A 13,266-nucleotide genomic window follows, 5' to 3' on the forward strand; every position below is an offset into this window, starting at 1 on the left:
TCCATCACACTATTCAACAGCTAACAGGTCTTCCAGTTTATAATAAATAGGAAGACCTCTTTCCTTTGCAATCCTGACATCCTCATCTGCTCCTTTGGAAGCCCCTGCTATCCTTAAAACAGCATCGCATTTTGTAATTAAACGTCCGGCAACAGGATATAGGATTTCTTCATACACTTCATCACCCGGACGTGTAGAACCTCCTGCTCTTAACAGTGGCAAGGCAAACCATTCCCCGATTACCGGAATATGTCCTGCTCTGAATAAAGGCAAAGCCATGTCTTCCAGTTTCCTTAAATTCTGTTCCATTAATACAGGATCATCATTGGTGCCCGACCGGTATGGGCCGGCAATTAAAATAGTCAGCATCTTTTTTTCCATGATATCAGTTTATTTATTGCAGTGTTTTTTTAGATGATCATTTATGATCGTTTACGATTATTTATGATCAATATAGAATTTGTTTTACTAATTATCAAATAATGGAGCAAAAAATATTGGTACGAAGGAATATTATATTTGCATCTCTGTTAACATAGTTCAAATACAAAACACAATGCGTTATATAACAAACAGACTGCTAGTAGCCATCTTAATTATTGCAGGGAGCACAGGTTCGCTGATGGCGCAATCTAAAAAGAAGGTGCCCTCCGGGCTTTATATGGTAGTGAAGAAAAGCGCATATGCCTTTAAGGACTCGGCCTCTAATAAAATAGTGTACATAAATCCTGCACCAGTGATCAGCGTAAGCCAGATCGAAAAAGTAACTACTGTAATAGAAGCACAGCAATTACCAGCCTTAAGTTTAGTGCTTGATGCCACCGGCACCCGTAAACTCAGTAAGGTAACTACCCGCATGACTGGCAAAAGAATGGCGGTGATCATCAATAATCATCTGCTGGCGGCTCCGTTAATAAGAGAGCCTATTAAAGGTGGGCAGCTAATGATCACCGGCACCACCACTGCTGCGGAGGCGGAAAATTTCAAAAGACTTTTGCAGAAAGAGATGGATGCAGCAAAGGTAATTAAACACTAGTTGGTGCAATATCACCAGACAGCATTTTATCAATTTATGTTCAGGGAAGAGCGCATGATTTTTTTTTGGTTATTGATATGTATTTGTAAAAGCATTAGCGTGACTTTCGGAAATAATCAAAATAATTGAAGACGTTATTGCGATATAGCAGCAGTGAAATTAAATACTCCTTAAAAAGCCTATGCTGTTATTCAGAATCCGTAAGAAAGAATTAAATTCCTTAGTGTTTTTATTTTTTTATCTAAACCTGATCCAGTATGAAAAAAGAAGCATCTAAAAAACTCAGCCTTGGCAAAATTAAAGTTGCCAGCCTGAACAAGACAAGTCAACAAGGTAATGTAAATGCGAACCTCAGCAACTCCAGCTGTCACCACGTTTGCCCTACTATTTGTTCACAGAATTGCCCTACAGGGCCGTTTATTTGCTTATAGCTGTAATTCATTAACGTTAATCGAATTTTTTGAGTTGCCCCTGGTTGTACAACCAGGGGCAATCTTTTTATACAGCTGCTACATACTTAACAATACCGGGTTTGGAAGTTAGCTGCTGCGCATCCTGCAGCATACGCTGCCGGGCTGCCGCAGTGAAATTAAATGCTCCTTAAAAGGCCAATGCTGCTATTCAGAATCCATAAGAAAGAATTAAATTCCTTAGTATTTTTATTTTTTATCTAAACCTGATCCAGTATGAAAAAAGAAGCATCTAAAAAACTCAGCCTTGGCAAAATTAAAGTTTCCAGCCTGAACAACACAAATCAGCAAGGTAATGCAGGTCTCAGCAACTCCAACAGTCACCATGTTTGCCTTACTTTTTGTTCATTTAATTGCCCTACCGGAGCACGTATGTGTTTCTAGTTGTAATTCATTAACGTTAATCGAATTTTTTGAGTTGTCCCTGGTTGTATAACCAGGGACAATTTTTTATACAGCTGCTACATACTAAACATGCTGTTTGTGAGGTAGTCTGTTTGATTTCCCCGCCATATTTTTTAGCTGAATGGCTTGTTGGAGCAGGTGTTCCGGAAATCCGGACTGCCGGACAGCCGCAGTGAAATTAAATGCTCCTTAAAAGATCAATGCTGCTATTCAGCATCCATAAGAAAGGTTTAAATTCCTTAGTGTTTGTATTTTTTTATCTAAACCAAATCTAGTATGAAAAAAGAAACATCTAAAAAACTCAGCCTGGGCAAAATTAAAGTTGCCAGCCTGAGCAAGACAATTCAAAATGATAATGCAATTGCTGGACTCAGTAACTCCAGCTGCGGCCATATGTGCCCCACTAATTGTTCATTTAATTGCCCTACAGGGGTGTTTGTATGTTTCTAGTTGTAATTCACTAGCGTTAATCGAATTTTTTGAGTTGCCCCCGGTTGTATAACCAGGGGCAACTTTTTATATAGCTGCTCATACTTAACAATACCGGGTTGGGAGTTGGTGGCTGTGCATCTTTCAGTATACGTTTATCCGTTCAACCTGGTAAGCCGCGACAGTTCGTCAAAATCAGCAGTGATATTATTCCCGTTTTTGGTGGCAGCTAATTTGTCGCTGTCTGCTGTAATTTCATAGCCCCTTGCGGTCAGATAATGCTTTAATGCAAGTTGGTGATTCATCTCAAATAATGAAATCAGTTGCGGAAAAACAGTTAGTATCCTATGATGATTTTCTGTATGAATGTTGTCTATTAAATCACTCTTGATAGTTACCAGCAACGCGCCTTGTCCATAGTCCGCAACATAATAGGCGCTGGAACGGAACATGCCGGAAGCCACCATACCTAAAAAATGAAGGTCATTGATTTCAGCATTAAACGTCCTGTTTGTCAGGTAGTCGATTTGATTTTCCTCACCATATTTTTTTAGCTGAAGGGCTTGTTGGAGGAGGTGTTCCGGAAAACCGGACTGCGTGTTGGCCCATGCCCAGAGATAAGTGCCGGAGGTGTGAGATAAAGTACCGATTATCTGCATAGGAAATACGAGGTGATCGCCAAAACTAATTTCCCCTTTGGTCACCTCTACATTCCAGTCGTTATCCCCAATTACATCACTCAGGTCATTTTGTTTGTCAAGTCCTATCCCTCCATATCTCTCAATAAGTTCCTGCTTTGATTTGCAGGCTGGCTGCTGCTTTGAGTTATCTTCCTGTTCCGGTGTTTTTTTAAAGGTGTTCATATTGATGATGGGTGGATTGTTTTTTATGAGAAAAATGTATCTGCGCGGGCAGATAAAATAACTAATCTTATTCTGCCTTCATCACCGCCGTTTTTGCAGAAACGCCGTTTTCATTAATCGCTTCTATGCAAAAATAATACACTTGTTCTTTATCCATCCCTTTAAAATAATAATCGTTGGCATTATGTACCATAATGCAATTGTATAGCTTATCCGGAGCAACGCCCACATATATATTATACGCATAAGCATTATCAACAGGCTGCCATTTTATCCAGGCGCTGCGCTTATCCTTTTCTGTACGAAGTACTACAAATGTTTTAACCGTATCCGGCGTAGGCCCGTTACCGTTACCAAATACACGCAGGCCACTGATAGCAAATTTACCGGTTGGCATATGAATGTTTTCCAGCCGGATATACCTTGCTTTCACAGGTTTTGAAAGCTCAACGTAATCATGCGGAACATCTGTGTCGTTGTTACTTTTATCTACCAGTATCTGCCATTTTTTACCATCGGTGGAATAGCGTAATATGTACTGGTGCCGGATATCCTGCTGTTTCCCTAAAAAAGCAGCATCCTGATCGGCATAATTGATCTGTACTGCGTTGACGGTGCTGTTGGTGCCTAAATCAGTTTGTATCCATTCTCCCTTGTCACCGGTAGCTGCACTCCAGTAAGTCTTTATATTTTCATCTACAGCATTGTTAGGGAGATACCCACCGAGTGTGGAAGAAACCATAACAGGCTTATTATAGTTCAGCAACATCCAGCCGGTAAAAGATTTGGTGTCATCGGTGAAAGAGGAGGTGCCGGTTGTATTGGTGCCTCTCGACAAATAATGTGGATAGTCACCAAAGACAGTATTACAATACAAAACACCATCTTTATCAAAACCTGCCGGCCAGCAACCTATTCGTCTTTCAAAGCTGTTCTTTACCGATATAACCATGGTAGACACATGCCACCAATTACCTTTGGTATCCTCAAAAGTGCTGCCATGGCCTGCTCCCCGGGCAAAGCCTCCCGGCTTGAAGGAAAAAGGATTATGTGCCTGCGGCGTAAAAGGTCCCAGTGGATGATCACTCACCACCACGCCATCCGCATAGCCGCTGAACTCCGTTCCCGGTGCGCCGTATTGCAGGTAGTATTTGCCGTTATGTTTGGTCATCCATGCACCTTCAATAAAAGGATCTAGAAAAGTGTTATCCATGTATTCACCAAAACGTTGCCACCCATAACGTTTATCGTTGAGCAGGTACAATTCTTTTCTTGCTCCTTTCAGCTGCATGGTGTTGCGGTTCACGGCCGCACCATACAAAGGATAACTGTTGCTGCTGCCATTATACTGATAGAGATTACCATCATCGTCCTGAAAAAAATCCGGGTCCCAACCACCTGCCTCAAAGGAATCCACGGCTACTTTCCATTGATTGCCTTTGGGATCAGTACTCATCCAGACAGGAAAATCGCTGGTATAGGTGGAGCCGAATACCATCATGGTATCGCCTGTTACCCATACGGCGGGGGCGCATAATTCATCATATACATGGTGCCAGGGTTGCAGAAATTTTCTGGAGATAAAATGCCATTTGCTGAGATCATGACTCCACCAGTATCCCCACTGGTTAGTAGAAAAAAGATAAAAATCTCCTTTGTAGGTTACAATCACGGGATCCGCAGTGGCCCTGTGTTTGCCCCATTCCGTAAAATTTGGAATGGGGCAATAACCATAGTCAATATTTACCGGGTTGCAGTAAGTGGTTTGCGCGTGTGATAATCCGCATAACAACATCGCTACAAATACAAGGGCGAATAATTTCATATCCGGTCACTTTAATTGCGGACTGGTAAAGTCCAGTTTTTTTAATCCGTTTTGTATTTCAGGGCAGCTCATAAATAGTTTCCACAATAAACCGCTGCGATAATTTTCTATCATCACAATGATAGGGCCCTGGTCAATGGCAAGGTGTGAAGATGCGTACCATTGCCGGGTTTCATTGAAGGCATCTGTAAAACCATATTGGCTCCATATTTTGTTGCCCAGCTTATAATAAAAATACTTCAGCGCCTGCATAGAATATTCAGGTGTGTAAGGAAAGGCCGACAAAGCTGCCGTAGGCGTAATGGTACCAAAGTCGTTTTCCGGCGACTGTGCATTGTAACCATCGTAAGTATCACTGGCAGTAAGCCCCCAGCAATCGGCACCATACCCTTTAAAGCCTTTGGGATTCCGTACGCAATGTTCCCGGTTGATCAGCGTATGATTTTTATTCTGTTCCCAGTAATCAGCGTAGCGGTCTTTCAGTCCGCGTGGATCAAGTCCGAGAAATGAGTAGTGCGAAAAAAAGAGCGGGCCACCATAATCAAATCCAAGCGGGAGGTGTATGCCATAGAACTCGCGGTCATTGCGGAAATAGGGGCTGCTGGTCCAGCCCTGGTGATACACTTCCGGTTTGATGGAATGGTCAGGAGATGATGCAGCGAGTACATACGTAATCAGGCATTCGTTCCATCCTCTTATTTCGTGGTTCATACTCCAGCCGTTGTTGGGGCTCCAGTGCCAGTACAGCACGTTGCGGCCATCGCGGGTATACCAGTCCCATTCTGCTTCGTTCCAGGTCCGGTTGATCTTATTACGCAGTTCATTTTCCCGCGGCGTATCATGGTTAAAGTATTGGCGCACGGTTAACAATCCCTGGAAGAGAAAGGCGGTTTCTACGAGATCGCCGCCATCATCCTTGCGACTGAAAGGAATCGTTTTACCGGTGCTGCCATTCAGCCAGTGAGGGAAAATACCATGATAGTTATCTGCTTTCTGTAAAAAACTGATCATCTTCAGCAGGCGTGTCAGGGCTTCATCACGCGTAATCCAGCCGCGTTCTGCGGCTACTACCATCGCCATTACACCAAAACCTGTTCCGCCGGTAGTTACCACTTCATCACCGTAATCAAAGGCTTTGTTACTGCGTTCCCTGGCCATCCCGGAAACAGGATGGCCAAAATCCCAGAAATAACGGAAGGTCTGTTGTTGCACCAGTTCCAGCAATGCAGTATCTGAAAGATGCTGATGATTCCCCGCTTTTTTTTGTTTTACCTGCGCCTGCACATTGAATGCAAGTGCGCAAAGCAAGCATATATAATTGAAAAATTTCATCGCGTATTGTTTATAATCATCAATATCCCGTATTCTGTATCAGCTTACCTGCGCTGATATCAATTTCGTTTTGCGGGATAGGCCATACTTCATTTTTACCGGCTACAAATCCAAGCGGTTTGAATATTTCCGCTGCTCTGCCCTGACGGATTACATCAAAATAGCGATCGTTTTCCATGGCCAGTTCCACTCTTCTTTCATGCCAGATAGCCTGCCGTAATCCCGATTGATCCGTGATGGTTACATCCGGCAGTATTCCCGGATTGCCGTTCCTGGCGCGTGCCCGCACGGCATTTAAAGAAGAGAGTGCCAGTCCTGAATTGCCTGTTTCATTGGCGGCTTCCGCATTCATCAGTAATACTTCTGCATAACGGATCACGCGGATGTTCTGACCAGCTCCTTCGTTATAACCTGATACGTACAATTTGAAAGGAACATACGACTTCTGATTAAACATCGGGTTAACGCCTATTTTGGAAATAGTATCGCCTTCCGGTGTTATTTCACCACGAAAAATAATGGTGGCATCGCGGCGTGGATCGCCGGCTTCATAAGCATTGGCCAAATCTTTAGTGGGGGTATTAAATCCCCAGCCGCCGCCAATAGCGTCTTTCACACCCTGTATCTGCGAATACTGTGAGTTGGAAGCATCCTTATTACCGGGAATCAGCTGCGCCTGAATTTCGAAAATGGATTCGGGAGCGTTTTCGTTTGGAATGCGGAACAGTTGTTCGTAGTTCGCAAACAGGCTATAACCCATTGTCATCACCGTATTGGTGTAAGTGAGTACGTCTGTCCACTTTTTCTGGTACATGGCTACCTTGGCGTGTAACGATAGTGCAGCGCCCTTTGTGGCCCTTCCGATATCAGCGGGGCCATAGCTCTGCGGCAATCCTGCTGCGGCTTCTGTCAGGTCTTTTTCAATGGCTGCCCATACCTCCGCTTTTGGTGTTCTGGCAAGATTATATTCTCCTGCATTTTTCGCTAAATGTAATCTTAGTGGAACATCTCCAAAAGCCCTTACCAGTCTGAAATACGCGTAGGCCCTTACAAATTTGGCTTCTGCGAGGTAACGTGCTTTCAGTGCATCATCCATGGTAATAGCCGGAATATTATCCAATACCTGGTTACAGAAATTGATCTCCTGGTACTGGCCCTGCCAGAAATCCAGTATCTGTCCTTCTGTAGGAGAGGCGCTGAAATTATCGAAATTGGTGAGGAAGCTGGCATCGGAGGGAGTACTACCTTTTTCGGTATCATCAGACCCCAGGCTCTCAATAGCAATGGAGGCAAAAGCTACCTGTTTCCATTCCCGTAAATTGGCATACATGGCATTCACTGCTTTGGTGGCATCAGCTTGTGATTGCCAGAATTGTTCGCTGGGTTGTTGTCCCTGTGGGGGGACGTCCAGAAAGCTTTTGCTGCAACCGGCGGTAACGGTGAAAATGACCGGTATAACGTAACCGGCTATACGCTTTATATAAAGTTTATCAGTATTTTTCATGATCGTAGTCGTTTAGTTAAAAGGTGACATTTACACCGAAATTATAAGTGGCATACAGTGGATAAACATTATTGTCGATACCCACATTGTTTGGTGTGCCGCCTATTTCAGGAGAGAACCCTCTGTACTTAAAAAAGTTGAAAGCATTTTGCGCATTCAGGTATACGCGCAGTTTTTTCATTTTCCACCGGTCTGTAACCATTGCTGGCAGGCTATAACCCAATTGCATGGTCCTGATCCTGAAGTAACTGCCGCTTTCTACGAAGAAGGAGTTGGGGAGATAATTTTGTCTGCCACCAATAATAGCAGAAGGATAGCTGTTGGAAGTGCCTTCCCCATGCCATCTCTTATCATAAAAATCTTTGGTAAAATTTTCATTGCCATACCGCAGTCCAAGGTTGGCATTATATACATCTACGCCGGCTACTCCCTGGAAATCGAGGGTCAGATCAAAGTCTTTGTACGTGAAGTAAGTATTGATGCCATAAGTATATTTCGGATTAGGATTACCCAGCGGCACACGGTCGTTGAAATCTATCTTACCATCCGGTTTGCCATGGGAGCCGCTAACATCGCGGTATTTGAAGTCACCCGCTTTTGCGTTGGGTTGTGCGGAGGCCGCAGCTTCTGCATCTGTTTGAAAAATTCCATCTACCTGGTAACCGAAGAACTGGCCTATAGGCTGACCAACTATTGTGCGGGTACCCAGTGCACCGCCTGTAGCTGCATTGCCACCACCATAGATAGGATTGCCGCCGGTTTCAACAGACAGCACCTTGTTGTTATTGATGCCGAGGTTAGCACCAATAGCATAGCTGAATGATTTTTTTCCGATCCCGTCTTTCCAGTTCACGCTGAACTCCATACCACGGTTTTGAAAATTGGCCTGGTTGGTGATGATAGTGCTGGACTTTGTGCCTACAGATCCCGGAAAGGGTACATCAAAGATAGCCAGCTCTGTTCTCTTATTGTAATAGCCTGCTTCTACATACAACCTGTTATTCAGTACGCTGGCTTCCAGTCCGATGTCTGTTCCTGCAGCCCTTTCCCAATAGGTAACCGGAGCTACAATAGAATTGATGCTGGCACCGGTATTAACATTGCCACCCAAAATAGCGGTGAGATAAGGATCCTGCGCTACTCTTAAAACGGACAGATTGGAAGGTACAGAAGCATTGCCTATTTTACCCCAGCTACCGCGCAGTTTAAGGTTATCAAATATGCGGGTATTTTTCAGGAAAGGTTCTTCACTGATCACCCAACCCACCCCAACGGATGGGAAATAACCCCAGCGCTGATTACCGTAGAATTTGGATGATCCGTCTGCGCGCATGGAGGCGGTTAACAGGTATTTGTTTTTGTATGCATAGTTAACGCGGCTAAAATAAGAAGACACTGTATACAGATCTCCTTCATCTTTTACCTCGCGTCCGTCTGTATTACCCAGTCTCAGGTAATGATCTCCTTCGCTGTTGTTAGGAACGTTTTGTGCAGAAGCAATCAGTTTGTAGAATTTGTATTGTTGTGCAGACTGTCCGGCTAATACCCGCAGACTGTGATCTCCGAATTTGTTGTCATAAGTGAGGGTGTTTTCTACAATCCAGCTCTGACGGTCTGTGTTGGTGCGCATCAGCACACTGATATCGTTCCGTTGTTTAATGGTGGCTGCATACACAGGCGTATAGTTTCTGATGATACTATCACCATATTCTCCGCCTGCGCTGGTATGAAAGGTAAAGTGTTTGGCAAAACGCAGATCAGCATATACGCTACCGGTAACCACATGTCTTTTGGTAGTCTGGTTGTAAAAATCCAGTGTTGCCTGTGGGTTGTTAGCAGGACCGTCGCCCAGGTTGTATTTGCCGGGATCTCCATACGAGCCGTCTGCATTGTGCACCGGCACTACAGGAGCAGAGTTATATAGCTGCGTAAAAATAAACTCTGGTATATCATTGGAACTATACACAGAGGCGGTAACTGTATAACCAATTCTTAACGGTTCAAATACCTGGAAGTCATTTTGCAAACGGGCAGTAAAGCGGGAAAAGTCGTTGGTTTTTACGATCCCTTCCTGTTTGAGATACCCTACTGAAAAGTTATAGGTAGATTTTTCTGAGCCACCACTTACTGATACCTGGTGGTTGGTAACGAGGGCATTCCGCAGCGCTTCATTATACCAGTTGGTGCCCTGGCCAAAATCATTCGGATTTAAAACATCGGTGGTCTGCCCGTTTTGTTTGTTGAGTTCATTCACCAGGATAGCATATTCATGGGCATTGGCCATTTTCACTTTGTTGGTCACCCGTTGTATGCCTACAAATCCGTTGTAGTTGACCACTGGCTTACCTGCTTTCCCTTTTTTGGTAGTGATCAGCACCACGCCGTTAGCCGCGCGGATACCGTAAATAGCTTCGCTGGAAGCGTCTTTGAGGATGCTCATATTTTCAATATCCGCCGGATTTAAGAAGCTGATATCGTCGTACCAGACACCATCTACTACATAGAGTGGATTAGGGCTGCCATATATGGTGCCGGTTCCTCTTATTTTTATACCGGGGGAAGCACCTGGTTTTCCGCTGTTGATGATCTGCACACCGGCTACTTTGCCTTGCAAACCGCTTACTGCATTGGGTACGGGCTGTTTGGAAATTTCTTCTCCTTTTACCTGGGCAATAGCACCAGTGATATCTACCTTACGTTGCATGCAATATCCCACTACCACTACTTCTTCTACCTGGTTCACTGTTTCTGACATGGTTATATCTATCACGGCTCTGTTGTTAACAGGAACTTCCTGGCTGGCAAAGCCGATGAAAGTAACAACCAGCGTACTGTTTTCAGGAGCGGTGAGGGTATAGTTACCATCGTTATTTGTAACAGTTCCGTGGGAACTACCTTTGATGCTGATGGTAACGCCCGGAAGTGGCTGTCCGCCTTTATTGCTGGTAACTTTTCCCGTGATCTTTATATCCTGTATCTGCGGGGCATCAGACATGATCACTACCAGGTTATTTTCTGTTAACTTATACCGGAGGGTAGTGCCGGTTAATATGGTATTCATCAATTCCTCAATACTGGAATTGGTGACATTTACATTTACTTTTTTACGGATTTCTGTTAACGCATTATTGTACAGAAACCGGTAATTACCCTGTTGTTCAATACTGCTCAGTACATGCGCAATCTCCACCTTCTTCAGTTTCAGGGTAATGGTAGCCTGACCTTTCAGTGTAGCAGATACCTGGAGAAAACACACGAGTAGTAATAACGCGGTGAGTTTCATAATTAAAAGAGCTTTTTTCAGGGCATAAAAATTCCGATCCCTAAAGATTAGCGATTTTTTCATACATTTAAATATAGATGTGATAGTAATGGAAGCTTTGCTGCTTTTGATTGTAAGCAAAATTTCCTTTTCGCTTCTTCGGGAAATGTTGGCGCATTTCCCGTTTTTTATATTCCCTGTTTTATGAGCTGTTGTAAATACGTTTTTTCATAACGGAGGATTTATTAGTTGATAGTAATGTCATTGTCGTGCATGGAATAATGGAAAGCGGCGGTCATTTTTAAGGCATTTAATGCCTGTTGCACGGTTTCATGTGCAAAGATTCCGGTAAACCGCAGTTCTTCTTTTTGTTTATCTGTAAAATGAATGGTAACGCCGTAGAACCGTTCCATATGTTGCGCCAGTTCTGCAAAGGACTCATCTTTAAATACCAGTTTATGATCCAGCCAGGAGGTTTCCGTGATCGCGTTTTCTTTGGCTGCATAATGGCTGACAGGCTGAATAATGACAGCCGTTGCGGTATTGGCATTGCGCGCAGCAGTTGGAATAGCGGCTACTTCATTTAGTACTACAATCTTTTCATTGGGCTTCAGAATAACGCTTGCTACCGTTCTGTTTTTCGGTATCGCTTCAATGCTGCCCGATATCAATGCTGCTTCTGTTGTTTTATCATCCGGATATGATCTCACGTTGAATCTCGTGCCCAGCACCCGGATATCCATAGTAGCGGTGTGGATAACGAATGGATGACTGGCCTGTTTTACCACATCAAAAAAAGCTTCCCCGATAAGGGTAACGGCCCTGTTGCCATTGCTGAATTGTTTATCATAAATGAGTTTACTGCCTCCGTTTAGCCATACCCGTGTACCATCGGGTAGCACCAGACTTGTGCGGGAGCCGTTGCGGGTGGCTACCTCACTGAGTGCGGCGGGCACTGCTTTGCGTACCGTAACAGCGCGCCATAATGATATGGTTACAATAATGCCGGCTACCGCTGCTGCAGCCCATAAATACCGGCGTAAAGGACCTTTTATGGCTACCAGTTTGCCAGGTACCTCTTTGTTCATATCACCTATCGGGATACCTTTTTCCTGCATCCGGAGGATATGCCTTTCATGGGCAGCAGCGGCATTATCTTCCTGCTGAGGAGGCAACGTTTTTTGCCAGATATCGGTGAGTGTATTGGCCGGAGAATGAAGTTCGGGATGGGATTGCAGTAACTGCTCCAGCTCCTGCAATTCTGCTGCAGATGCCTCGCCGGATAGTTTTCTCCCTATAAGTTCCCATATGCGCCTGGTTGTCATAACGTGAAAAAGGATGCTCTGCTATAAGGATCCCGTTTCTTTTAAAATCTACTAAAAGAAAATAAAAAAAATTATGGAGGCAGCCGGATTATAAGCGGACAGGCTTTTTCAGGGTGGTATTAATGGCCCGGGCAATCTTTGCCAGCGCAATGGACAGCTGGCTATCTATTGTTTTAACGGAGATATTTAATATTTCTGCGATCTCCTTGTACTTCAGGCCATCTTCCTTTATAAGCTTAAAAATGAGCTTGCAACGTGGCGGCAGTGAGCTGACCGCCTTTTCATAGGAGGCTATCAGTTCAGCATTTACTATGAGTTCTTCGGGATTATAATCAGGACTTTCTATGTCCACAACTACCTCGTCGATGGAAATGGCTGCTTTTTTTTGTTGTTTAAGTAAATATTTCAGGGAGAGATTTTTTGTACTGACATACAGATACACTTTAAGATGAGCTATTTCAGGCAGCCGCCGGCGCATCTCCCAGATATTGATGAAAACATCAGATACCACTTCCTCCGCTACCTGGTTGGAGCGTACAAATGAATTGGCAAACTGTAGTAATGGATTGTAGAAATGGATGAACAGTTCTTTGTATGCTGCTTCATCATCGTACAAGGTAATACGGCGTTGCAATTCCTGTATGTGAGAGACGTGGAACATCAGATGTTGGCTGCTTTCCCTGCCAAGATAAATCAAAAATCAATATGAGCCGTCAAAGCCGAAGGTTGTTTGACGGAGCGGGCGTATTGATTTTTCATCTCGTTGTTTTATCAGGTGAAAGCAGCCACAATGATGGCATCAACAAAATTTTGAG

General features: G+C 44.0%; 12 protein-coding genes. 4 read left to right on the forward strand and 8 right to left on the reverse strand.

Annotation, left to right across the window (positions count from 1 at the left end):
• Window positions 1-9 precede the first annotated feature (9 nt).
• On the reverse strand, window positions 10-381 hold the full coding sequence (locus CLV51_RS12790; protein WP_211301987.1) for a hypothetical protein: 372 nt from the start codon (window positions 379-381) through the stop codon (window positions 10-12).
• Between the two features lie 175 nt (window positions 382-556).
• On the opposite strand from CLV51_RS12790, the gene CLV51_RS12795 reads away from it, so the two are divergent.
• From CLV51_RS12795 to CLV51_RS29145, 4 genes are all read left to right on the forward strand, one after another.
• On the forward strand, window positions 557-1,036 hold the full coding sequence (locus CLV51_RS12795; RefSeq protein ID WP_106528418.1) for a SecDF P1 head subdomain-containing protein: 480 nt from the start codon (window positions 557-559) through the stop codon (window positions 1,034-1,036).
• Window positions 1,037-1,293: 257 nt separating this feature from the next.
• Entirely contained in the window at window positions 1,294-1,467 is a 174-nt protein-coding gene (locus CLV51_RS29135) for a hypothetical protein (protein ID WP_158266995.1), read from the forward strand.
• 255 nt (window positions 1,468-1,722) lie between these two features.
• Window positions 1,723-1,890 (forward strand): hypothetical protein, encoded by a 168-nt coding sequence (locus CLV51_RS29140; protein ID WP_158266996.1) that lies wholly within the window; start codon window positions 1,723-1,725, stop codon window positions 1,888-1,890.
• Between the two features lie 297 nt (window positions 1,891-2,187).
• Window positions 2,188-2,361: a hypothetical protein gene (locus CLV51_RS29145; protein WP_158266997.1), complete on the forward strand. Its 174-nt coding sequence runs from the start codon at window positions 2,188-2,190 to the stop codon at window positions 2,359-2,361.
• Window positions 2,362-2,495: 134 nt separating this feature from the next.
• Here CLV51_RS29145 and CLV51_RS12800 read toward each other — a convergent pair whose 3' ends face one another.
• The 7 genes from CLV51_RS12800 to CLV51_RS12830 form a co-directional block, all read right to left on the reverse strand.
• A complete protein-coding gene (locus tag CLV51_RS12800) occupies window positions 2,496-3,203 on the reverse strand; it encodes a DUF6882 domain-containing protein (protein WP_106528419.1) in 708 nt (235 codons plus the stop codon).
• Window positions 3,204-3,270: 67 nt separating this feature from the next.
• Entirely contained in the window at window positions 3,271-5,028 is a 1,758-nt protein-coding gene (locus CLV51_RS12805) for a family 43 glycosylhydrolase (protein ID WP_106528420.1), read from the reverse strand.
• 6 nt (window positions 5,029-5,034) lie between these two features.
• Window positions 5,035-6,360, reverse strand: a complete 1,326-nt coding sequence (locus CLV51_RS12810) for a glucoamylase family protein (protein WP_106528421.1) — start codon at window positions 6,358-6,360, stop codon at window positions 5,035-5,037.
• Window positions 6,361-6,379: 19 nt separating this feature from the next.
• Window positions 6,380-7,864 (reverse strand): RagB/SusD family nutrient uptake outer membrane protein, encoded by a 1,485-nt coding sequence (locus CLV51_RS12815; protein WP_106528422.1) that lies wholly within the window; start codon window positions 7,862-7,864, stop codon window positions 6,380-6,382.
• Window positions 7,865-7,880: 16 nt separating this feature from the next.
• Window positions 7,881-11,147, reverse strand: a complete 3,267-nt coding sequence (locus CLV51_RS12820) for a TonB-dependent receptor (protein WP_158266998.1) — start codon at window positions 11,145-11,147, stop codon at window positions 7,881-7,883.
• Window positions 11,148-11,371: 224 nt separating this feature from the next.
• Window positions 11,372-12,451, reverse strand: coding sequence for a FecR family protein (locus tag CLV51_RS12825; RefSeq protein ID WP_106528424.1), 1,080 nt, complete (start codon window positions 12,449-12,451; stop codon window positions 11,372-11,374).
• A gap of 88 nt (window positions 12,452-12,539) precedes the next feature.
• Window positions 12,540-13,112, reverse strand: a complete 573-nt coding sequence (locus tag CLV51_RS12830; protein WP_106528818.1) for an RNA polymerase sigma-70 factor — start codon at window positions 13,110-13,112, stop codon at window positions 12,540-12,542.
• Window positions 13,113-13,266 lie beyond the last annotated feature (154 nt).

The sequence above is a fragment of the Chitinophaga niastensis genome (assembly GCF_003014755.1).
Lineage (GTDB): Bacteria > Bacteroidota > Bacteroidia > Chitinophagales > Chitinophagaceae > Chitinophaga > Chitinophaga niastensis.

Coding starts and splice junctions, on each gene's coding strand:
- CLV51_RS12790 (WP_211301987.1), bottom strand. CDS start 381: ATGGAAAAAAAGATGCTGACTATTTTAATTGCCGGCCCATACCGGTCG.
- CLV51_RS12795 (WP_106528418.1), top strand. CDS start 557: ATGCGTTATATAACAAACAGACTGCTAGTAGCCATCTTAATTATTGCA.
- CLV51_RS29135 (WP_158266995.1), top strand. CDS start 1,294: ATGAAAAAAGAAGCATCTAAAAAACTCAGCCTTGGCAAAATTAAAGTT.
- CLV51_RS29140 (WP_158266996.1), top strand. CDS start 1,723: ATGAAAAAAGAAGCATCTAAAAAACTCAGCCTTGGCAAAATTAAAGTT.
- CLV51_RS29145 (WP_158266997.1), top strand. CDS start 2,188: ATGAAAAAAGAAACATCTAAAAAACTCAGCCTGGGCAAAATTAAAGTT.
- CLV51_RS12800 (WP_106528419.1), bottom strand. CDS start 3,203: ATGAACACCTTTAAAAAAACACCGGAACAGGAAGATAACTCAAAGCAG.
- CLV51_RS12805 (WP_106528420.1), bottom strand. CDS start 5,028: ATGAAATTATTCGCCCTTGTATTTGTAGCGATGTTGTTATGCGGATTA.
- CLV51_RS12810 (WP_106528421.1), bottom strand. CDS start 6,360: ATGAAATTTTTCAATTATATATGCTTGCTTTGCGCACTTGCATTCAAT.
- CLV51_RS12815 (WP_106528422.1), bottom strand. CDS start 7,864: ATGAAAAATACTGATAAACTTTATATAAAGCGTATAGCCGGTTACGTT.
- CLV51_RS12820 (WP_158266998.1), bottom strand. CDS start 11,147: ATGAAACTCACCGCGTTATTACTACTCGTGTGTTTTCTCCAGGTATCT.
- CLV51_RS12825 (WP_106528424.1), bottom strand. CDS start 12,451: ATGACAACCAGGCGCATATGGGAACTTATAGGGAGAAAACTATCCGGC.
- CLV51_RS12830 (WP_106528818.1), bottom strand. CDS start 13,112: ATGTTCCACGTCTCTCACATACAGGAATTGCAACGCCGTATTACCTTG.